Origin of the sequence: Stenotrophomonas sp., from assembly GCF_050737575.1 — a bacterium.
Classification (GTDB): domain Bacteria; phylum Pseudomonadota; class Gammaproteobacteria; order Xanthomonadales; family Xanthomonadaceae; genus Stenotrophomonas.
The window spans coordinates 143,553-163,476 of sequence record NZ_JBOHXW010000001.1; the positions used below are offsets into that span (position 1 = coordinate 143,553).

Below are 19,924 nucleotides of genomic sequence, written 5' to 3' on the forward strand. Positions count from 1 at the left end.
TGGCTCGGCATTACGCTCAGGCGTTGCCGAATGCGGCGGTCATCGCGGCCAGATCCGGCTTCAGGATCACGCCACGCTCGGTGACGATGGCGTCGATCAGTTCGCCCGGAGTGACGTCGAACACCGGGTTCCAGGCGGCAATGCCCTCGGCCACGGTACGCACGCCACCCACGCCGTACAGCTCACCCGGGTCACGCTGCTCGATCTCGATCTCATCGCCATGGACGGTGCCCATGTCCACCGTGGAGGACGGCGCCACCACCATGAACTTGACGCCGTGGTGACGGGCGGCAATGGCCAACTGGTAGGTGCCGATCTTGTTGGCGGTGTCGCCATTGGCACAGATGCGGTCGGCGCCAACAATCACCCATTGCACCGCGCCGGTCTTCATCAGGTGCGAGGCGGCCGAATCCGCAATCAAGGTGGCGTCGATGCCGTCCTGCTGCAGTTCCCACACGGTCAGACGTGCGCCCTGCAACCACGGCCGGGTTTCACCGGCAAACACGCGCGCGATGCTGCCCTGCGCCTTGCCGGCACGGATCACGCCCAGCGCGGTGCCGAAGCCAGCGGTCGCCAGCGAACCGGTATTGCAATGGGTCAGCACGCCGCTGCCGTCGGCAATCAGCGCGGCGCCCAGCGCCCCCATGTGGCGATTGGCAGCCAGGTCTTCGTCGGCAATGGCCTGCGCTTCGAGCGCCAGCACCTGCTTCCAATCCGCGCCGGCTGCGGCCAGTACGCGGCGCATGCGCGCCAGCGCCCAAGCCAGATTCACTGCGGTGGGGCGCGAGGCATTCAGCCGGACCAGCGCCGGCTCCAGCAGTTCCAACGCAGCGGCGCCGTTTTCGGCCTGCACTTCGGCAGCGGCCAGCACCACGCCCCAGGCGGCGGCGATGCCGATGGCCGGGGCGCCACGCACGGTCAATGCATGAATGGCTTCGGCCACGGCGTCACTGTCCTGGCACAACACATGCTCGACCACGAACGGGAGCTTGCGCTGATCCAGCAATTCAAGGGCGTCGCCGGTCCAGCGGATCGGGCGGATATGGTCGTAGCGAGCGTAATCGATGGCGGTGTCGTTCATGCCGCCATTGTAATCGGCCACACCGATGCGTCGTTCAATCGGCGGAGAATTCGCCGCGACAGCCCTTGTCCACCCAGATACCGTTGCGGTCCCAGCCCCAGGTTTCGCCTTCGCGGCACTGTGCATTGGACAGTTGTTCGATCAGCGTCACCCGCCGCTCGACGCTCACCCCGCACTCGCGGCGCAGGTTGCTCTTGGATTCGCAGACCACCTTGCGCGGCGTCTGCACGAAACCCGAGCCGTCCTCGGCGCCCACTTCAAACACGCCCTGGCAGCCACGGCTCGCCCAGATCTCGTTGCGGTCATACCCCCAGCTGCGCCCTTCCCGGCACGGCAGCACCGATTGCTGGCGCAGCAATCGCACCGGCGCACCGCGCAGCACCACCGGGCAGATTTCAACCCGGCCGCGCGACTCGCAGCGCACCACTCGCCGGCTCTTACGCGTACTTGGCTGGCGCTTTGCGAACTCGGCACGGCAGTTGTTGCTGACCCAGACCGCGTCGCCCTCCATACCCCAACTGGTTTCGCGGATGCAGTTTTGTTCGGACAACTGCCGCACAAGTTCCACACCCTTGCCCACGTCCATCTCGCAGAACACACGCAGCATGTCTTTGGATTCACAGCGCACCACTTGTGCGGACGCCGCCACAGGCTCACCGGCCTTCGCCGTGAAAAGCGCAGGGACCAACAGCAATACAACGGCGCAAACTGCCTTCATCCGAAATTTCCGCTCATGGCCTGGATGGACTCCGGTACTGCATACCCTGCACAAGTGGCTGTGATCAAAGCATCATCACCGTGAAGGCGGCAAGGCCCATTCACGACATGAACCGGTTGATCGTCACCGATACCTGCCGGGTTTGACCGGCGCATGACCGCGCCATGTCTGGGCACGCCGAAGAAATCAGCCGCAGCCTTCAGGCATTTCTGAAATCGAATGCCAGCACTTCGGCGATGCGCGGCGTGCCTGCCAGCGCCATCAACAGCCGATCCACACCCACCGCAACTCCAGCGCACGCCGGCATGGCAGGCAACGCGGCCAACAGGGCTTCGTCCAAAGGCGGCAATTCGCTGCCACGCGTCGCCCGCACCGCTAGATCACGCTCGAAACGCTGCCGCTGCTCGTCCGCATCGGTCAGCTCGTGATAACCGTTGGCCAGTTCCACCGCGCCCAGGTAAAGCTCGAAGCGCTCGGCGACAGGCGGTTCGCCCGGCCGAATGCGTGCCAGCGCAGCCTGCGTGGCCGGCCAGTCGTGAATGACGGTGATGCAATCGGGGGAAAACTGCGACTGGATACGGTGGGTCATCAGCAGGTCCAGCCAATCATCGCGGGTCAGCCCCTCCGGCTGGATATCCACCTCGCCGAGTCCCGCGCGCAGCTGCGCGATATCGGCTACAAACGGATCCAACGCCACGGCTTCGATGAACAACTCGCGGTAGGTGAGCACGCGCAAGGTCGCCTCTCGCCCCACCATCGCCAAGGCCTGTCGCACCAGCGCGACGGTTTCATCAATCAAACGGTGGTGATCCCAGCCCACGCGGTACCACTCGAGCATGGTGAACTCGGGGTTGTGGCGGCCACCGGCCTCACCGTTGCGGAATACGCGCCCCAGTTCGTAGCAATCACCCACACCGGCGGCGAGCAGACGCTTGAGCGGATACTCCGGCGAGGTTCGCAACCAGCGCAGCGGCGCGCCCGCGTCAGAATGACCGGTGAAATACGTGTGGAAACTTTCGATATTCGGCTCGGTGTTGCCGGCGGCCGACAGGATCGGCGTCTCCACTTCCAGCACCTGCCGTTGCGCGAAAAATTCACGGATCAGCGCATTCAAGCGTGAGCGCTGGTGCAATGCGGCGATCACGAATGCAATCCTCCCGATTGGCCGTTCAACGACAACGTCAGAATGTCGCGCTCGTCATCGCGATAACCGGCCGATAGATACAGGCGCTTGGCCTTGGCGTTGTGATGATTGACTTCCAGCCGGATGACCGCCGCGCCCTGCCCTGCAGCCCAGTCGCGGGCCAAAGCGAGCGCCTGCCGTCCCCAGCCACGGCCACGCGCAGCCGGCCCCAAGTACAACTCGTCCAGCAACACGAATCGCCCGCCCTGCTCCACGCTGAAACACCAACCCAGCGTGACGTAACCCACTTCGGCCACGTCCTCACTGGACAGCATCAACACCGCGCCCAAGGACGGATTACCCAATACCGACTGCAGGCCCGGCTCGACCAGCTCGGCCTGATACAGGATGCAATCTTCGACGTAGAAATCGCGCACCATCGCGATCAGCCGCTCGAAATCTTCTGGCCCGGCAACGCGGGCGGTGATGCTGTTGCTCATGCGCTTTGTCCGTTATCGGCGAGGAAGCTCAACAGACGTGCTTCATCCCACACTTCCACGCCCAACTCGTTGGCCTTGTCCAGTTTGGAGCCGGCCTCGGTGCCAGCCACCACAAAGCTGGTCTTCTTCGACACGCTGCCGGACACCTTTGCGCCCAACGCCTCCAAGCGGGCCTTGGCCTCGTCGCGGCTCATCTGCGCCAGCGTGCCGGTCAATACGGCAGTCTTGCCGTCCAAGGGGCCGGCGACCTGCTGCGAGGCTTCCGGCGTGCGCTGCAGCAGCGCCTGCATCTGCACACCGGCCGCGGAGAACAATGCGGCATTGGCATCATCATCCAACCACGCCACCAGCGCATTGGCAGTTTCCGCGGGCAGGCCCGCGGTCACGAAGTTGTGCGCGCTTTCATCGCGGATGGCATCCACCGACGGGAACGCCTCGGCCAATTGTTTGGCGCGCACCGGGGTGACCTTCGGGATCTCCATGTCCTGCAGCAGATTGGCCAGGGTGAGTTCGCCACGCAGCTTCGCACTGGGCGGATGGCTGTCGGTGATCTGCACGCCGCGCGCCAACAGCTCATCGATGGCCTGCTGGTTGCCTGGCTGCGTCATGAAGTGACCGATGGAACGCGCCACCTCGCCACCGATATCCGGCACGCGCTTGAACAGCGGCCACGGCAGATGGCGAATCAATTCCAGATCACCAAACCACACCGACAGTGCCTTGGCAGTGCTCTCACCCACATGTTCGATACCCAGTGCGAACAGCAGCCGCTCCAACGTCGTATTGCGGCTGTTGGCGATGGCGGCGATCAGATTGTCGGCCCACTTGGTGGCGATCTTCTTGGTGTTCCATTGGAACTGCGCCGGCACGGCCAGCACCTGCGCACGCCAGCTGGCGTCGTCGCCACTCAACGTCAGAATCTGCTTGAGCGTGTCACCGCTCCCTTCCGGCACAAGGTGCAAGCTCAGTTGCGAAGCCAGCGCTTCAGGAGAATCCGCGTCCAGCGCCAGCTTCAGCAGCAGCAACTGATCGCGGTTCAATGCATACAGATCGGCGACGCCACGCACGATGCCAGCATCCACCAGCGTTTCGATGTACTTGTCACCCAGCCCATCAATGTCCATCGCCTTGCGCGAAGCGAAGTGCGCAATGGCTTCCTTGCGCTGCGCCGGGCAGCTCAGCTCGCCGGAGCAACGCCACGCGGCCTCGCCTTCTTCGCGCACAATCTCCGAACCGCAGACCGGGCATACGCGCGGCATCTGCCACGGCGTGGTGTCATCGGGGCGCTTGTCGGCGATGACGCTGACCACTTCCGGGATCACGTCACCGGCACGGCGCACGATCACCGTATCGCCCACGCGCACATCCAGGCGCGCGATCTGATCGGCGTTGTGCAGCGTGGCATTGGTCACCACCACGCCGGCTACATGCACCGGCTTGAGACGTGCGACCGGCGTTGCGGCACCGGTGCGGCCGATCTGGATCTCGATGGCCTCGACCGTGGTGGTCTGCTCCTGCGCCGGGAATTTATGCGCAATGGCCCAGCGCGGCGCACGCGCGACAAAACCCATTTCCTGCTGACCCTGCCGGTCATCCAGTTTGTAGACCACGCCATCGATGTCGAACGCCAGGGCATCACGGCGCTCGCCGATATCGCGGTAGTACGCCAACAAGCCATCAGCACCTTCGACCACCTGGCACAGGTCGCTGACCGGGAAACCCCACTGCGCCAATTGCGCCAGCGTGGCCGAATGCGTCGCCGGCAACTCGCCGCCAGACACTTCGCCCAAGCCATAGGCAAAGAAACTCAAGGGACGCTGCGCGCTGATTTTTGGATCGAGCTGCCGCAGGGAGCCAGCCGCACCATTGCGCGGATTGGCCAGTACCTTGCCGCCATGCAGGCGCGCCTGTTCGTTGTAGCGTTCAAAGTCCGCACGCGGCATGTACACCTCACCACGGACTTCGAGCACGTCCGGCCATCCCTGGCCATCCAGTTGTTGCGGTATCACTTTGATCTTCCGCAGATTGGCCGATACGTCTTCGCCGGTCGCACCATCACCGCGCGTGGCGCCCTGCACAAAACGGCCGTGCTCGTAACGCAGGTTGATCGCAAGGCCATCCAACTTGGGCTCAGCCGAAAACAGCAGTTGCGTGCGGCGCAGACGCTCATCAATGCGGCGGACGAAGTCACGCACTTCTTCATCACTGAAGGCATTGCCCAGCGACAACATCGGCACCGCATGGGCCACCTCAGGAAAGCGTGATGATGCTTTTCCACCTACCTGGTGACTGGGCGAATCCGCACTGTCCAGCTCGGGATTCGCAGCCTCCAGCGCTTCCAGCTCCCGCATCAGCCGATCGTATTCGGCGTCGGGAATGATCTGCTCGTCGAGCTCATGGTAGGCGCGCGAAGCGTCGGCCAGTTGTGCCCGGAGCGCGGCGATGCGCTGGGCGGCTTGGATATTGGAATTCATGCGGCGATTTTACCCGCGTGCGCGTGTAGACGCCGGGGTGTTCGCTTTGGTTTTGGATCACAAGCGAATTGCTTACCCCTCCCCGGCCCTCCCCTTGGCTTTGCCTAAGGGAGGGGGAGGTGCATGCCTTCGATCAGCTTGCCGAGTTCCGTTTTCGCCCCCTCCCTTAGGCAAAGCCAAGGGGAGGGTTTGGGAGGGGGGCTTCTGCAGCGAAAATTCAGCTGAAAGAAGCCCCCAGCAAACTTACCAGCGCGGTGACTTGGTCAGCGGCGGCGCTTGATGTTGACGGTCGTAGGCACGCAGGTCATCGCGGATATGCGCGATGCGCTGGCGACCCAGCGCATTGCGGCTGTCGTCCAGCACTACGCCATCCAGCAACTCACCCATCCGCTGCACGGTCGGCAGCATCTTTTCCCAGGCATCGAGGGCGGTCATCGGCGCTGGCAGGGTCAGGAAGAACGCGATGGCCGGCGTTTCCATGTCGCGGATGCTGGCCATGTCGAAACTGCCCGGCTTCATGATGCTGGCCATCGAGAAGATCGGGCCGCGCTCGGGGTGGCCTTCCACCAGACGGTGGAACACATTCATATAGCCAAATACCAAACCGGTCTTCTCGGCGGCAACGACGATGTCCTCACCGCGCAGCACTTCGCCGGAACGTGCCGCCACATACAGCGACACGATCTTGTCGAAATCCTGGCTTGGGCGCTTGCCCAACTCGCTGTTGGCAGCCGGATCGGTATCGGCCAAACCAAGCTCGGCTTGGCTGACGCCTTCGCCGTCTGCCGTATTGGCGGTCGCTTCAGCGCCCTGCGTTTCGTCGGCAGCGCCCAGCACCGGCTCGCGACGCTCAGCCGTTTCGGTCGAAGGCGATTCCTTGCGCTTGCCCTGAGCAGGCCTGCGGGAACGCCCGAACAGAAAAATCGCTGCAACCAGCAGCAGTCCGGCAAACAGAATGCCGATGCGCAACAGTGCCATGTCGGACATGCGTTGGAATCTCCGGAGGTTCGTTCAGGTGGTTAAAGGATGGCACGTCACGCCGCGCCCGCCAATCGCGCAGCCTCTTCCAGGTCCACACTGACCAAGCGGCTGACACCCGGCTCACGCATGGTCACGCCGGACAGCTGCTGCGCCGCCTCCATCGTGGCCTTGTTGTGGCTGACGAACAGGAACTGCACCTTCTCGCTCATTTCCTTGACCATGTTGGCCAAGCGGCCGACGTTGGCTTCGTCCAGCGGCGCGTCCACCTCGTCCAGCAAACAGAACGGGGCCGGATTGAGCTGGAAGATGGCGAACACCAGCGCAACCGCGGTCATCGCCTTTTCACCACCGGACAACAGCGAAATGTTGGACACGCGCTTGCCCGGCGGGCGCGCCATGATGGTCACGCCGGTATCGAGCAGGTCTTCGCCGGTCAGCTCCAGATAGGCATGACCGCCACCGAACAGACGCGGGTACAGCGCCTGCACCCCGGCATTGACCCGGTCGAAGGTGTCCTTGAAGCGACCACGGGTTTCGCGGTCGATCTTGCGGATGGCGTCTTCCAGGGTTTCCAGCGCAGTGGTCAGATCGATGTTCTGTGCTTCCAGATATTCCGAGCGCTGCGACGCCTCGCCGTACTCATGGATGGCGGCCAGATTCACCGGCTCCAACCGGCGCATGCGCCCGTCGATCTGGTGCACCGCCTGCTCCCAATCGGACAGACGTGCGTCTTCGGCCAGCGTGTTGATCACGTCCTGCAGCACGAAGCCGGCCTTCTCGACCGCGCCAGCCAACTGCTCGGCACTGAGCACCAGCGCCTGCTGATCCAACTTGCGCTGGGAGATACGCTCGCGCTGCGCCAGCGCCTGCTCGTCACGCTGATGCCGGGTCTGTTCGGCACCGCGAAGGTCGGCGTCTATGCCTTCCAACTGCGCACGCGCTTCACCAAGCACGCGCTCAACGCGCACACGTTCACCCAGCGCGTTTTGATGATCCGATTCCAGCGTCAGCACCGGCGTATCGCCGTCGTCGAGCTGTGAATGCAATTCACCGAGGCGTGAATCCAGCTGCCCGCGCTGATTGCTCATGCGCTCCAGTGCGTGGCTGAGCGAGGTGATCTGGGTGCGCTGCGATTCCAGCGTCAATGCCAGCGCGTGCATGCTCTCGCGAACGTTGCGTGCGGCATCGCGGGACAGATCACGCGCTTCGGTCAGCTGCCGGCGCTCACCTTCCAACGCATGCCGTGATGACTCCAGGTCACCCATGCTGGAAACGGCATCATCCAACCGTATCCGCGCTTCGCTGGCCTGCTCGCGACTGACCTCCAGCGTTTCCAGCAGCTGTGCCAACTCGCTTTCAATGCGTTCGATGCGAGCGCGCGAAGACTCCAGCCGGCCTTGCTGACTCTGCAATTGTCCTGCCAATTCCGAGGCGCTGCGATGCGACTGATACAACGCACGCTGCGCTTCTTCGCGGTGCTGTTCGGCCGCCAGCAACTGCTCGCGCAGGCTGGACAGTCGCTGTTCCAGTTCGCTTTCGCGCGCCTGCAGCGTTTCAATCTGTTCGCGCAAGGTGACGATTTCGCGCTCGCGCAACAACGCGCCCTGCTGTGCCGCGCCAGAGCGCGACAAGCGCACCCAACCCTCGCCCAGACGTTCACCATCGCGGGTGATGACCGAGTCACCGTCCGGCAGTTTCGCCTGCAACGCACGCGCCTGCGCCAGATCATCTGCCGCATGCAGTCGCGCCAACAGCCGGCGGATCGCCAGCGGCCCCTGCACCTTGGCGGCCAACGAGGTCGGCGCGAAATCCGCCTTGCCCTCGGCATCCGACACCAAGGCGATGCGGCCTTCACCCAACTCACCGAGTGCATCGACCAGCGTTTCCGGCGCATCCACCAGCACGCCTTCGATCAGCTGACCGAGCGCGCTTTCAACCGCGTTCTCCCAGCCAGTTTCCACGGTGATGCGTTCGCCGACGCGCAAGGCAGAATCCAGCCCGCGTGCTTTCAGCCACGCCACCGCAGCTCCCTGCTCCTGCCCCAGGGCCGCCTGCTGCAAGGCTTCCAATGACGACAAGCGACCGCGCGCCGACTGCGCCTGCTTGCGCACTTCGGCCAGTTCCGACTGACTGGTGCGCTGTTGTTCCTGCAGCGTCGCCGCCGATTCCTTGCGCGCCTCGACCTGCTCGGTCAGCGAATCGACGCTGGCCTTCTGTGTTTCGTGCTGCTGCTGCAGTTGCTCGAACGCTTCGGCCAGCGCGTCCATATCCAATCCGGCGCGCTCGGCCGCCAACGTCTCGCGACGGCGATCCGCCTCGAGCACCTGCTTGTCCAGGTAATCCACGCGGGTGCGCTCCACTTCACCCGAGCGCGTGGCTTCAGAGGTGTTGCGGTTGTGCGCTTCCCAGCGGTGCTGCCAATCGCTCAGCTTGGTTTCGGCTTCGCGCAGCGCGTCCTGACGCAGTTCGTTTTCTTCCTGCAACTGTTCCAGTTGCGGCTCGGCAGCTTCCACCGTTTCGCGCAGCAAGATCAGCTTGGCTTCGTCGCCGCTGATGTGCTGACCGAGTTCGGCCAATGCCTGACGGGTTTCATCGCGCGCCTTGTTCAAGCGCTGCGACATCTCACGTTGATGTTGAATCTGCTGTTCCAGGCGCGCCAGCGTGCTGCCTACCTGGTAAACATCGGCCTGTGCGCGGTTCAAGGTTTCGGCGGCTTCTTCGCGGCGCACGCGACCGGTTTCGATGCGGCTTTCGGCTTCGCGCTGCTCGGCGATCAACTGCTGCAACTTGGTTTCTTCGCGCGACAAGGCTTCACGCAGGCCGCTCAGGCGACCGTCCAGCCCGCGATATTCCAGCGCCTTCCACTCCGCATCCTTGATCCGGCGCTCTTCCTGCAAGGCCTGATATTGCTCAGCCTGCTTTGCCTGCCGCTTGAGGTGTTCCAGCTGCTTGCCGATTTCCTCGCGTAGATCGTTGAGGCGATCCAGATTCTCGCGGGTGTGGCGAATGCGGGTTTCAGTTTCCTTGCGGCGCTCCTTGTACTTGGAGATGCCGGCAGCTTCTTCCAGGTACACGCGCAGGTCTTCCGGGCGCGCCTCGATGATCTGGCTGATCATGCCCTGCTCGATGATCGAGTAGCTGCGCGGGCCAAGCCCGGTGCCCAGGAACAGATCGGTAATATCGCGGCGCCGGCACTTGGTGCCGTTCAAATAATAATTGCTGCTGCCGTCACGGCTGACCGTGCGCTTGACCGAAATTTCATTGAACGCGGCATATTCACCGGAAATCGCGTGGTCGGTGTTGTCGAAGATCAGCTCGACCGTGGCCTGCGACACCGGCTTGCGCCCGGCCGAGCCGGAGAAGATCACATCGGTCAGCGAATCACCACGCAGGCGGCTGGCCGAGCTTTCGCCCATCACCCAGCGCACCGCATCGATGATGTTCGACTTGCCACAGCCGTTCGGGCCGACCACGCCGGTCATGTTGGTCGGCAGGTGCAGCGTCGTGGGATCGACGAAGGACTTGAAACCGGAAAGCTTGATCGTGGATAGACGCATGGACTCGGGCTATTGGCGGAGCCCGGCGCTGGCCTGCCGGCACTCCGGGGGAAATTCCGGAAGTTCCTTTCCCGCCCCCAAACCATTGATATCCGTAAAGATTCAAAGCCTGAAGCACGGCACTGGGGAACGAGTATAGCGACACCCGCAGCCCCCGGCTGCATGGCCCGGCGGCCCAAAAGAAACGGGCGCCTTGCGGCGCCCGTTCCACTACATCTACAACGGCAGGATCAGGCGTCGGCTTGGACGATGACCTTGACGGTGGCTTCCACGTCGGCGTGCAGCTTGACGATGACGTCGAACTCACCCACGTTGCGGAAAGCACCTTCGCCGAGGATGACTTCGCTCTTGTTCAGCTCTAGGCCGATTGCGGTGAAGGCTTCGGCGATATCGCGCGGGCCAACCGAACCGTACAGCTTGCCTTCGGTCGAAGCGTGCGCACCGATGGTGACGCTGGCGCCTTCGAACTTGGCAGCGCGGGCTTCAGCACCGGCATGCTGGGCCGAAGCCTTGGCTTCGTACTCGGCACGCTTGGCTTCGAACTCGGCAACGTTGCTCTCGGTGGCCGGAACGGCCTTGCCCTGCGGCACGAGGAAGTTGCGGCCGTAGCCCGGCTTCACGTCAACCAGGTCGCCCAGGCCGCCGAGGTTGGTCACTTTCTGCAGAAGAATCAGCTTCATTGGTATTGCTCCGTTATTCGTTAGCGGCACCCTGTGGGCATCGCAACGCTTGCTGTCCGAATAGGACGGGATAGGCTTGCGCTGAAAGCCCGGCGAACCGGGCTTTCAAGGCGACCGCGACTTAGACGTCGTGGTTGTCCGTGTACGGGATCAGGGCCAGGAAACGGGCGCGCTTGACGGCCGTTGCCAGCTGGCGCTGGTACTTGGACTTGGTGCCGGTGACGCGGCTCGGAACGATCTTGCCGTTCTCGGTCAGGTACTGGCGCAGGGTGTTGAGATCCTTGTAATCGATCTCTTTCACGCCTTCAGCGGTGAACTTGCAGAACTTACGGCGACGGAAGAACTTGGACATGAAAGTGCTCCTTATTCAGCAGAAGCGGCGTCGTCGCCGGCTTCGTCATTGTTGGAAGTGGCACCTTCTTCGTCGTCACGACGACGACGTTCGCCACGCTCGGGCTTGTCACCCTTCTCGTCCTTGCTCTTCATGATCAGCGACTGCTCGGTGTCAGCCTCGTCACGCTTCATGACCAGGTTGCGCAGCACGGCGTCGTTGAAGCGGAAGCTCTCGGTCAGTTCATTCAGAACTGCCTGGTCGGCTTCAATGTTCATCAGAACATAGTGGGCCTTGACCAGGTTCTGGATCGGGTAAGCCAGCTGGCGGCGACCCCAATCTTCCAGACGGTGGATGGTGCCGTTACCGGCTTCGACCAGCGCCTTGTAGCGCTCGATCATGGCGGGAACCTGTTCGCTCTGGTCCGGGTGGACCAGGAACACGACTTCGTAATGACGACTCATGTTTTCATACCTTTCGGATGTGGCCCCTGCGGGCCGGACAGCCCCCCGCTGTGAACGCGGTGGGGCAAGGGTTCCAACGCTGGAAGCGAAGGAAGCCGCGCATTATCCAACGAGCGGCCGCTACAGGCAAGTCGCCCTCATTCAAACTGAACACAGCGTCCGATGGCCGGCACCTTGGCCGGCGGGCGCCTGCTGCGGCGCAACAGTACAATCTGCAACCGTTTCCACGCCGCTCCAGGTTTCGACGTGAACAACCCAGCTTCTCTGGCCGCCAGCCTCAGCGCCGGCCAACGCACCCTCATTCTATTGGCGCTGTCGCTGGGCGGCTTTGCGATTGGCACCAGCGAATTCGCCAGTATGGGCCTGATGCTGGAAATCAGCCGCGGGCTGGGGATCAGCGAGGCCCAGGTTGGGCATTTGATCAGCGCCTACGCGGTCGGCGTCGTGGTTGGCGCTCCTGTGCTGGCGTTTGCCGGCGCTAGCCTGAGCCGTCGCACCTTGCTGCTGTGCCTGATGGGCTTCTACGCAGCCGGCAATCTGGCCAGCGCGCTGGCCCCGAATTACCACACGATGTTGCTGGCGCGCTTCGTCGCCGGCCTGCCGCATGGCGCCTATTTCGGTGTGGCAATGCTGGTGGCCGCTTCGATCAGCCCACCCGAGCAACGCGGCGCTGCAGTGTCCAAAGTGCTGCTGGGCCTTTCGATTGCCATCCTGGTCGGCAATCCGCTAACTACCTGGATGGGCCAGCAACTCACCTGGCGCACCGCATTCGCATTGGTCAGCCTGCTCGCGCTGGCAACGGTGCTGATGGTGGCTCGTCACCTTCGCCCGGACCCGAACGAAGTCCGCACGTCGCCAATGCGCGAACTGCGGGCCTTCAACACGACCCAGGTGTGGCTGGCGCTAGCCATTGGCTCGATCGGCTTTGCCGGCATGTTCTGCGTATTCACCTATCTGGCGCCCACCCTGGTCAACGTAACCGGTATCAATGAGCGCTGGATGCCGGTGGCCGTGGGCCTGTTCGGGGTCGGCGCGATCATCGGCAACATCGCCGGCGGCAAACTGGTCGACCGCCTGCAGTTCCGCGCCGCTGGCGTGCTGCTGACATGGTCGGTTGTGGTTTTGCTGCTGTTCCCGCTGGCCGCACAGTCGGCCTGGGCGATGGTGCCGGCGATCATTGCCGTAGGCACGATGGGCGCCCTCGCCGTCGCGCTGCAGACCCGCCTGATGGACGCCGCCGGCGAAGCGCAGACCCTGGCCGCTGCTTCCAACCATGCTGCGTTCAATACGGCCAATGCATTGGGCCCGTGGCTGGGCGGCATGGCGATCAACGCCGGTTTCGGCCATGCAAGCACCGGTTATGTAGGTGCGGCGACGGCGGCGGCCGGGTTGTTGCTGTGGTTTGCGGCGGTTGCACTGGAGCGTCGTAGTGCGGGGCGTGAGGCGATTTGTAGCCAGTAATCGCGGCCGCGGCGAAGGCCCTGCTTAAGCCCCTCTCCCGTTTGCGGGGTGAGAGGGGCAGTTTGCGAACCACTGGTTCGCTGCCCCACGAACGCCCTTGCGCCAGCGCAAGGGCCGGGGCGCGGAGCGGGGGTTGGGGTGAGGGGAAGCTTCTAGCAAGCAAAAGCTCAAAAGCTCCCTCATCCGCCCCTTCGGGGCACCTTCTCCCGTATACGGGAGAAGGGATAAGCGGGTCTTTGCGCGCTGGAAGCTCCGCCCGAGAACCTACCCCACCCACCCAAACAAAAGGCCGACACCCCAAGGGCGCCGGCCTTCTTTGTTCCACCTCAACCGCCAGAAACATTCAGCGATGCATGTCTTCCGTGGTGAAGCTCTCGCCACAACCACATTCCGCCGCTGCGTTCGGGTTCTTGAAGGTGAACGTCTCGCTCAGGCCTTGCTTGCCGAAGTCGATCTCGGTGCCGTCGACCAGCGCCAAGCTATCGGCATCTACATAGATGCGCACGCCGTCCTGCTCGAACACGGCATCGCCCTCGCGCACGTCCTTGGCTAGGTCGGTGATATGACCCCAGCCGGAGCAGCCGGTGCGGGTAACGCCGAAACGCAAGCCCAAGGCACCGGGCGTGGAAGCAACAAAACGCTGCACACGGGCATGGGCGATGGGGGTCAGATGAACAGCCATGATGGGGCGACTCCAGCAGAATTACGGGCCAATTATAGGTGGAGTCGGCCATCGGGTACTGCAAGCGCTGATAAATGCCTCGCCTGCCCGGGCTTACAGCCGCTAAAATCTCGCATTCACAGATCGAGTCGATCAACAGAGGATTCATGTCATGACGGTGGTCAGCGTTGCACACGCCCTTGCCGGGAAGTTCCCGGAAGGCGGAGAAGTCACGGTTCGCGGATGGGTGCGCACAGTGCGCGGCTCGGCAGGACTGGCCTTCGTCAACGTCAGCGATGGCTCGGGCTTTGCGCCGATCCAGGTCGTGGCTACCGAGGCGCTGGGCAATTTTGAAGACATCAAGCGACTGACCCCGGGCTGCTCGGTGATCGCCACCGGCACGCTGGTCAAGTCGCAGGGCAAGGGCCAGAGCTTCGAGATCCAGGGCCAGAGCCTTGAGATCGTCGGCTGGGTCGAAGACCCACTCACCTACCCGATCCAACCCAAGCCGATGTCGCCGGAGTTCCTGCGCGAAGTGGCGCATCTGCGCCCGCGCACCAACCTGTTCGGTGCGGTCACCCGCATCCGCGACTGCCTGTCCAAGGCCGTGCACCGTTATTTCCACGAAAACGGCTTCTACTGGATCAGCACGCCGATCGTCACCACCTCCGACGCCGAAGGCGCTGGCCAGATGTTCCGCGTCTCCACGCTGGACATGGCCAACCTGCCGCGCACGGGCAATGGTGAAATCGACTTCAGCCGCGACTTCTTCGGCAAGGAAACCTTCCTGACCGTGTCCGGCCAGCTCAACGTCGAGGCCTACTGCCTGGCGCTGAGCAAGGTCTACACGTTCGGCCCGACCTTCCGCGCCGAAAACAGCCACACCACGCGCCACCTGGCTGAGTTCTGGATGGTGGAGCCTGAAATCGCCTTCGCCGATCTGGCCGAAGACGCGCGTGTGGCCGAGGAATTCCTCAAGTACCTGTTCCGTGCGGTGCTCGATGAGCGCGGCGACGACATGGCCTTCATCGCCGAGCGCGTGCAGAAGGACGCGATCACCCGCCTGGAATCGTTCGTCAACGCGCCGTTCGAGCGCATCGAGTATTCCGATGCGATCACGCTGCTGCAGAAGTCCGGCAAGAAGTTCGACTACCCGGTGGAATGGGGCCTGGACCTGCAGACCGAACACGAGCGCTGGCTGACCGAAGAACACGTCGGTCGCCCGGTGGTGGTCACCAATTACCCCGAGCACATCAAGGCGTTCTACATGCGCTTGAACGACGACGGCAAGACCGTCGCCGCGATGGACGTACTGGCCCCGGGCATCGGCGAGATCATCGGCGGCAGCCAGCGCGAAGAGCGCCTGGATGTGCTGGACGCACGCATGGCGCAGTTCGGCCTGGATCGCGAGCATTACCAGTGGTATCGCGATTTCCGTCGCTATGGTTCGGTGCCGCATGCGGGTTTCGGCCTGGGCTTCGAGCGTCTGGTGGTTTACGTCTGCGGCCTGTCCAACATCCGCGATGCAATCCCCTACCCGCGCGCACCGGGTTCGGCGGAGTTCTAAGGAGCACACGAGTGAGGAGTCGGACATGAGAAGGCAGCGCAACGCACACCCAAACGCGGCGAGCAGCTTCTGCTGTCTCTCACTTCTGACTCCTCTTCACTCCCGGCCGCTATGACGCTCTTCTTCGCGCTGTGCTTTGTAGGTATCGCCATCGCCGGCCTCAGCGCGTTTTTGATCTTCTGGCCGTTGACGCTGGTGCACATCCGCGACCGGCATCCGGTGCTGGCTGATGAATTCGGCAATGGCGCCTTTCTCAAACCCGATTGCCTGCGCTGGCTGCTGACACGCGGCTACACCGGCATCAGCGACCGCTCGCTGTCCGGGCTTGCCACGCCGGCACGCATCGCCTTGTTGGTGATGCTGGGCGGGCTGGCCATGGCCGGGCTGCTCGGCCTTTATTCCCAGGTATTGAAATGAACAACCACGACACTCCCATCGACCAGTGGTGGCTGGCGCAGCTCGGCGGCACCTTGATCTGGGCACGCCTGCGCGTCCGCCCGGCCGGCACCGCCGAAGTGCTGGACAGCGACGGCAACACGCTCAGCTACGACAGCGAGGACACCGCCCGCGCGCAGCTGTTTGACGCCGAATTCGTGGCATTTGATGGGCTGGATGAAGAAGACGCACTGGCACGCGGCTTCTCGCTGCATGAAGTGCAGCCGCCGGTTGGCGACGACGATGACGCGCTGCGCGACCGCATGGTGCAACTGCTCGGCACCCGGGTCTGACCCACGCTGATGTTCAGCCCGCGCGCCTTCAGCGAGAACGACCTGCACTGGCTGGATCGCCTGATGGCGCGCGATCCATTCGTCACGGTGCTGACCACCGGCGACGACGGCCTGCCCGAACTCACCCGCATGCCGGTGCTGTATCGGCGTGACGGCCAACACATCGAGCTGCTCGGGCATTGGGCCCGGCCCAATCCGCAGGCGCGGCGAACCGGCACGGCCAAAGTGCTGGTCGATGGTCCGCATGGCTATGTTTCGGCCAGCTGGTATCCAGACAAGGATCAAGCCGCGCGCGTGCCGACGTGGAATTACGCCACCGCCGAACTACGCGGCCAGCTGCAGCCATTCGACGACACCGACGCGCTGGCCGAACTGGTCAGCGCGGTGAGTGATCGTTTTGAAGCCAGCGTTGGCCAGGCTTGGCGTTTTGAGCCCGAGCGCCATGACCACCGCCGCCAGCTGCGCGGGATCGTTGGCTTCCGTTTCACGGTCGAGCAGGTACAGATCACGCTGAAGCTCAGCCAGAATCACCCCGAAGCCAACCAGCTTTCGGTCATTGACCAGCTGAAACAGCTGGCTACGCCCACGTCCGACGAGCTGGCGCAATGGATGCGCTGGCGCCGTGACGAAGTTTTCGCTGGCCACTGACACCCCCCGTTTCCCGCGACAACGTGGCCCCAACCGCCACGTCTTGCCCCCACCCGACGTCAGGGACAACCACCATGCAAGACATTCACAAGCTGCTGCAGAACAACCGCGACTGGGCCGACCGGATCGAAAAAGAAGATCCGGAGTTCTTCCATCAACTGGCCACCCAGCAGCATCCCGAGTATCTGTGGATCGGTTGCTCCGACTCGCGCGTGCCGGCCAACCAGATCATCGGCATGGCCCCTGGCGAAGTGTTCGTGCACCGCAACGTGGCCAACGTGGTGGTGCACACCGATCTGAACTGCCTGAGCGTGGTGCAGTACGCGGTGGACCAGCTGAAGGTGAAGCACATTCTGATCGTTGGCCATTACGGCTGCGGCGGCGTGCACGCCAGCTTGAACAACACCCGCGTCGGCCTGGCCGACAACTGGCTGCGCCATGTAGGTGATGTCGCGCAGAAGCACGCCGCGATTATGGATGCGATTGAAGAGCCCGAGCTCAAGCACGCACGCCTGTGCGAACTGAACGTGATCGAGCAGGTGGTCAATGCCTGCCGCTCGACCATCGTGCAGGATGCCTGGGCCCGCGGACAGAAGCTGATGGTTCACGGCTGGGTGTACAGCCTGCGCGACGGCCGCGTGCGTGAAATGGGCATCGATGTCGGCAGCCCGGATGACCTGCAGCCGGCGTATGAGAAAGCGCTGTCGTATGTGCCGCGCAAGGGCAAGCGCGACTGAGTTTGGCGGTGCTCGCTTGAGCACTGCTCTTGCATCTGAGCACTGCTCTTGTATTTGAGCCCCTCTCCCGTTGGCGGGGTGAAAGAGGGGCGCTTACGAACCACCGGTTCGTGCCCCGTTGAACGCCCTTGCGCCAGCGCAAGGGCCGGGGCGCGGAGCGGGGGTTGGGGTGAGGGCGCTCTGGGACGTTTTCTAAAAGCTCCCCTCATCCGCCCCTCTGGGGCACCTTCTCCCGCTTGCGGGAGAAGGGTTGAATCAAGATCAAGTTCAAGCAAGATCAAGTTCAAACAAGAGCAAGATCAACAGCAAGATCAACTTCAAAGGCGTCCTGCATGCTCGCAATGCCCCTGAATCTCCACGGCTGGATCGAAGCACACCGTCATTTTCTGAAGCCGCCGGTCGGCAACAAGATGATCGAGAACGGTGACTTCATCGTGATGGTCGTGGGCGGCCCTAACAACCGCAGCGATTTCCATTGGGACGAAGGCCCGGAGTGGTTCTACCAGCTCGAAGGCGAGATGGTGTTGCGGGTACAGGAAGACGGCGCGGTGCGTGACATCCCGATCCGGGCCGGCGAGATCTTTCTGCTGCCACCGCGCGTGCCGCATTCACCGCAACGCATGCCCGGCTCGGTTGGTCTGGTGGTGGAACGCAAGCGGCTTGAACACGAACTGGACGGTCTGATGTGGTTCTGCCCGCAGTGCAACCACAAGCTCTACGAAGAGTTCTTCGCATTGAAGAACATCGAGACCGATCTGCCCAAGGTTTTCGACCGTTTCCATTCGTCGCTGCAACACCGCACCTGCAGCCAATGCGGCAATGTGCATCCGCTGCCACAACCGGTCACCAGCGACGCCTGAGCACACCCGCCAGCCTCGTAGGGGCAGGTACACTGCGGCTACATTTGCCACGCGTCCTGTCCCGATGAACGACTTGCTGTCCACCGCCCATGCCGCCGCACTGGATGCCGCCGATCCACTGCGCCATCTGCGCGAGCAGTTCCTGATCCCACAACATCACGGTGCCGACCAGATCTACTTCGTCGGCAACTCGCTCGGTCTGCAGCCCAAGGGTGCCCGGGCGATGGTGCAGGAAGTGCTGGATCTGTGGGCCAGCATCGCCGTCGAAGGCCACTTCACCGGCCCCACGCATTGGATGAGCTACCACCGCCTGGTCCGCGATTCGCTGGCCCGCGTCGTCGGCGCCAAGCCCGAAGAAGTGGTGGCGATGAACACGCTGAGCGTGAACCTGCATCTGATGATGGTCAGCTTCTATCGGCCCACCGTGCAGCGACCGGCCATCCTGATGGAAGCCGGGGCCTTCCCCACCGACCGTCACGCGGTGGAAGCACAGGTCCGCTTCCACGGGTTCAATCCTGAAACCGATCTGATCGAAGTACAGCCCGACGAGCCCAACGGCACCATTTCGATGGCCGCCATCGAGCGCGCCTTGAGCGAGCACGGACAGCGCGTCGCCCTGGTGCTGTGGCCGGGCGTTCAGTACCGCACCGGGCAGGTGTTCGACCTGGATGCGATCACCCGTTTGGCCCGCGCGCAAGGCGCCAACGTCGGTTTCGATCTGGCCCATTCGGTCGGCAACGTGCCGTTGGCGCTGCACGACGTCGCACCGGATTTCGCGGTGTGGTGCCACTACAAATATCTCAATGCCGGCCCGGGCGCGGTGGCTGGTTGCTTCGTGCACGAACGTCATGCACGCGACACCACCCTGCCCCGCTTTGCCGGTTGGTGGGGCCACGAACAAGCCACGCGATTCCAGATGGCGCCAGAATTCGTGCCCGAACTCGGCGCCGAAGGCTGGCAGCTGAGCAACCCGCCGGTGCTGGGCCTGGCGCCACTGCGCGCATCACTGGCGCTGTTTGATGAAGCCGGTGGCGAGGCATTGCGCAGCAAGTCGCTGCAGCTCACCGGCTATCTGGAAACAATGGTGCGCGCGCGCCTTTCCGATGTGCTGCAGATCATCACCCCCAGCGAACCGGAACGTCGCGGCTGCCAGCTGTCGTTGCGCGTCAACGGCGGTCGCCCACAGGGCCGCGCATTGTTTGAGTACCTGCAAGCCGCTGGCGTGTTGGGCGACTGGCGCGAACCCGATGTGATCCGCATCTCGCCGACGCCGATGTACAACCGCTACCAGGACATTCACCGCTTCGTTGAAGAAGTGGAGAACTGGGCCCGCAGCAGCTGATTCCCACGGAA

The 19,924-nt window shown here is 63.3% G+C and carries 19 protein-coding genes; 8 read left to right on the forward strand and 11 right to left on the reverse strand.

Annotated elements, in window-relative coordinates; all coding sequences use genetic code 11:
* Nucleotides 1-16 precede the first annotated feature (16 nt).
* The 10 genes from mtnA to rpsF all read right to left on the reverse strand — a co-directional run bounded on the left by mtnA (nucleotide 17) and on the right by rpsF (nucleotide 11,909).
* Entirely contained in the window at nucleotides 17-1,081 is a 1,065-nt protein-coding gene (gene mtnA / locus ACREP4_RS00655; protein WP_431594757.1) for an S-methyl-5-thioribose-1-phosphate isomerase, read from the reverse strand.
* 34 nt (nucleotides 1,082-1,115) lie between these two features.
* Nucleotides 1,116-1,799, reverse strand: a complete 684-nt coding sequence (locus ACREP4_RS00660; RefSeq protein ID WP_431594287.1) for a DUF3011 domain-containing protein — start codon at nucleotides 1,797-1,799, stop codon at nucleotides 1,116-1,118.
* A 199-nt stretch (nucleotides 1,800-1,998) separates the two neighbouring features.
* Nucleotides 1,999-2,952 carry an EF-P lysine aminoacylase EpmA gene (gene epmA, locus ACREP4_RS00665; protein ID WP_431594758.1) on the reverse strand — a complete coding sequence of 318 codons (954 nt, stop codon included), beginning with the start codon at nucleotides 2,950-2,952 and terminating at the stop codon, nucleotides 1,999-2,001.
* Nucleotides 2,940-3,422: an N-acetyltransferase family protein gene (locus ACREP4_RS00670; RefSeq protein ID WP_431594288.1), complete on the reverse strand. Its 483-nt coding sequence runs from the start codon at nucleotides 3,420-3,422 to the stop codon at nucleotides 2,940-2,942. Before ACREP4_RS00670 ends, epmA begins: the two co-directional genes overlap by 13 nt.
* Nucleotides 3,419-5,896: an NAD-dependent DNA ligase LigA gene (gene ligA / locus ACREP4_RS00675; protein WP_431594289.1), complete on the reverse strand. Its 2,478-nt coding sequence runs from the start codon at nucleotides 5,894-5,896 to the stop codon at nucleotides 3,419-3,421. Before ligA ends, ACREP4_RS00670 begins: the two co-directional genes overlap by 4 nt.
* Before the next feature lie 243 nt (nucleotides 5,897-6,139).
* Nucleotides 6,140-6,883 carry a cell division protein ZipA gene (gene zipA, locus ACREP4_RS00680; RefSeq protein ID WP_431594290.1) on the reverse strand — a complete coding sequence of 248 codons (744 nt, stop codon included), beginning with the start codon at nucleotides 6,881-6,883 and terminating at the stop codon, nucleotides 6,140-6,142.
* Nucleotides 6,884-6,930: 47 nt separating this feature from the next.
* Nucleotides 6,931-10,434: a chromosome segregation protein SMC gene (gene smc / locus ACREP4_RS00685; protein ID WP_431594291.1), complete on the reverse strand. Its 3,504-nt coding sequence runs from the start codon at nucleotides 10,432-10,434 to the stop codon at nucleotides 6,931-6,933.
* Nucleotides 10,435-10,664: 230 nt separating this feature from the next.
* Nucleotides 10,665-11,114 carry a 50S ribosomal protein L9 gene (gene rplI, locus ACREP4_RS00690; RefSeq protein WP_431594292.1) on the reverse strand — a complete coding sequence of 150 codons (450 nt, stop codon included), beginning with the start codon at nucleotides 11,112-11,114 and terminating at the stop codon, nucleotides 10,665-10,667.
* Nucleotides 11,115-11,235: 121 nt separating this feature from the next.
* A complete protein-coding gene (gene rpsR, locus ACREP4_RS00695) occupies nucleotides 11,236-11,466 on the reverse strand; it encodes a 30S ribosomal protein S18 (RefSeq protein WP_002804494.1) in 231 nt (76 codons plus the stop codon).
* A gap of 11 nt (nucleotides 11,467-11,477) precedes the next feature.
* Nucleotides 11,478-11,909, reverse strand: coding sequence for a 30S ribosomal protein S6 (rpsF, locus tag ACREP4_RS00700; RefSeq protein ID WP_431594293.1), 432 nt, complete (start codon nucleotides 11,907-11,909; stop codon nucleotides 11,478-11,480).
* 246 nt (nucleotides 11,910-12,155) lie between these two features.
* Here rpsF and ACREP4_RS00705 point away from each other — a divergent pair, with 246 nt between their 5' ends.
* Complete coding sequence (locus tag ACREP4_RS00705; RefSeq protein WP_431594294.1) at nucleotides 12,156-13,370, forward strand: MFS transporter; 1,215 nt, start codon at nucleotides 12,156-12,158, stop codon at nucleotides 13,368-13,370.
* A 343-nt stretch (nucleotides 13,371-13,713) separates the two neighbouring features.
* Here the strand turns inward: ACREP4_RS00705 and ACREP4_RS00710 are convergent, their stop codons facing one another.
* On the reverse strand, nucleotides 13,714-14,052 hold the full coding sequence (locus tag ACREP4_RS00710) for a HesB/IscA family protein (RefSeq protein WP_431594295.1): 339 nt from the start codon (nucleotides 14,050-14,052) through the stop codon (nucleotides 13,714-13,716).
* Between the two features lie 151 nt (nucleotides 14,053-14,203).
* On the opposite strand from ACREP4_RS00710, the gene asnS reads away from it, so the two are divergent.
* The 7 genes from asnS to kynU all read left to right on the forward strand — a co-directional run bounded on the left by asnS (nucleotide 14,204) and on the right by kynU (nucleotide 19,913).
* Nucleotides 14,204-15,598 carry an asparagine--tRNA ligase gene (gene asnS / locus ACREP4_RS00715; protein WP_431594296.1) on the forward strand — a complete coding sequence of 465 codons (1,395 nt, stop codon included), beginning with the start codon at nucleotides 14,204-14,206 and terminating at the stop codon, nucleotides 15,596-15,598.
* Between the two features lie 111 nt (nucleotides 15,599-15,709).
* Entirely contained in the window at nucleotides 15,710-16,015 is a 306-nt protein-coding gene (locus tag ACREP4_RS00720) for a hypothetical protein (protein WP_431594297.1), read from the forward strand.
* Nucleotides 16,012-16,326, forward strand: coding sequence for a hypothetical protein (locus ACREP4_RS00725; protein WP_431594298.1), 315 nt, complete (start codon nucleotides 16,012-16,014; stop codon nucleotides 16,324-16,326). Before ACREP4_RS00720 ends, ACREP4_RS00725 begins: the two co-directional genes overlap by 4 nt.
* 9 nt (nucleotides 16,327-16,335) lie before the next feature.
* Nucleotides 16,336-16,974 carry an FMN-binding negative transcriptional regulator gene (locus ACREP4_RS00730; protein ID WP_431594299.1) on the forward strand — a complete coding sequence of 213 codons (639 nt, stop codon included), beginning with the start codon at nucleotides 16,336-16,338 and terminating at the stop codon, nucleotides 16,972-16,974.
* Between the two features lie 74 nt (nucleotides 16,975-17,048).
* The gene (can, locus tag ACREP4_RS00735) at nucleotides 17,049-17,711 is read left to right on the forward strand and encodes a carbonate dehydratase (RefSeq protein ID WP_431594300.1); all 663 of its coding nucleotides are present in this window, start codon (nucleotides 17,049-17,051) and stop codon (nucleotides 17,709-17,711) included.
* A gap of 332 nt (nucleotides 17,712-18,043) precedes the next feature.
* A complete protein-coding gene (locus tag ACREP4_RS00740; protein ID WP_431594301.1) occupies nucleotides 18,044-18,571 on the forward strand; it encodes a 3-hydroxyanthranilate 3,4-dioxygenase in 528 nt (175 codons plus the stop codon).
* A gap of 64 nt (nucleotides 18,572-18,635) precedes the next feature.
* Entirely contained in the window at nucleotides 18,636-19,913 is a 1,278-nt protein-coding gene (gene kynU, locus ACREP4_RS00745) for a kynureninase (RefSeq protein ID WP_431594302.1), read from the forward strand.
* The last annotated feature ends 11 nt before the right edge of the window (nucleotides 19,914-19,924 follow it).

Bases quoted from the DNA above. Each gene is read 5' to 3' on its own strand.
- zipA (WP_431594290.1), bottom strand. From the start codon at position 6,883: ATGTCCGACATGGCACTGTTGCGCATCGGCATTCTGTTTGCCGGACTG.
- ACREP4_RS00720 (WP_431594297.1), top strand. From the start codon at position 15,710: ATGACGCTCTTCTTCGCGCTGTGCTTTGTAGGTATCGCCATCGCCGGC.
- asnS (WP_431594296.1), top strand. From the start codon at position 14,204: ATGACGGTGGTCAGCGTTGCACACGCCCTTGCCGGGAAGTTCCCGGAA.
- ACREP4_RS00725 (WP_431594298.1), top strand. From the start codon at position 16,012: ATGAACAACCACGACACTCCCATCGACCAGTGGTGGCTGGCGCAGCTC.
- kynU (WP_431594302.1), top strand. From the start codon at position 18,636: ATGAACGACTTGCTGTCCACCGCCCATGCCGCCGCACTGGATGCCGCC.
- smc (WP_431594291.1), bottom strand. From the start codon at position 10,434: ATGCGTCTATCCACGATCAAGCTTTCCGGTTTCAAGTCCTTCGTCGAT.
- ACREP4_RS00740 (WP_431594301.1), top strand. From the start codon at position 18,044: ATGCTCGCAATGCCCCTGAATCTCCACGGCTGGATCGAAGCACACCGT.
- rpsR (WP_002804494.1), bottom strand. From the start codon at position 11,466: ATGTCCAAGTTCTTCCGTCGCCGTAAGTTCTGCAAGTTCACCGCTGAA.
- ACREP4_RS00710 (WP_431594295.1), bottom strand. From the start codon at position 14,052: ATGGCTGTTCATCTGACCCCCATCGCCCATGCCCGTGTGCAGCGTTTT.
- can (WP_431594300.1), top strand. From the start codon at position 17,049: ATGCAAGACATTCACAAGCTGCTGCAGAACAACCGCGACTGGGCCGAC.
- rplI (WP_431594292.1), bottom strand. From the start codon at position 11,114: ATGAAGCTGATTCTTCTGCAGAAAGTGACCAACCTCGGCGGCCTGGGC.
- ligA (WP_431594289.1), bottom strand. From the start codon at position 5,896: ATGAATTCCAATATCCAAGCCGCCCAGCGCATCGCCGCGCTCCGGGCA.
- mtnA (WP_431594757.1), bottom strand. From the start codon at position 1,081: ATGAACGACACCGCCATCGATTACGCTCGCTACGACCATATCCGCCCG.
- rpsF (WP_431594293.1), bottom strand. From the start codon at position 11,909: ATGAGTCGTCATTACGAAGTCGTGTTCCTGGTCCACCCGGACCAGAGC.
- ACREP4_RS00730 (WP_431594299.1), top strand. From the start codon at position 16,336: ATGTTCAGCCCGCGCGCCTTCAGCGAGAACGACCTGCACTGGCTGGAT.
- ACREP4_RS00670 (WP_431594288.1), bottom strand. From the start codon at position 3,422: ATGAGCAACAGCATCACCGCCCGCGTTGCCGGGCCAGAAGATTTCGAG.
- ACREP4_RS00660 (WP_431594287.1), bottom strand. From the start codon at position 1,799: ATGAAGGCAGTTTGCGCCGTTGTATTGCTGTTGGTCCCTGCGCTTTTC.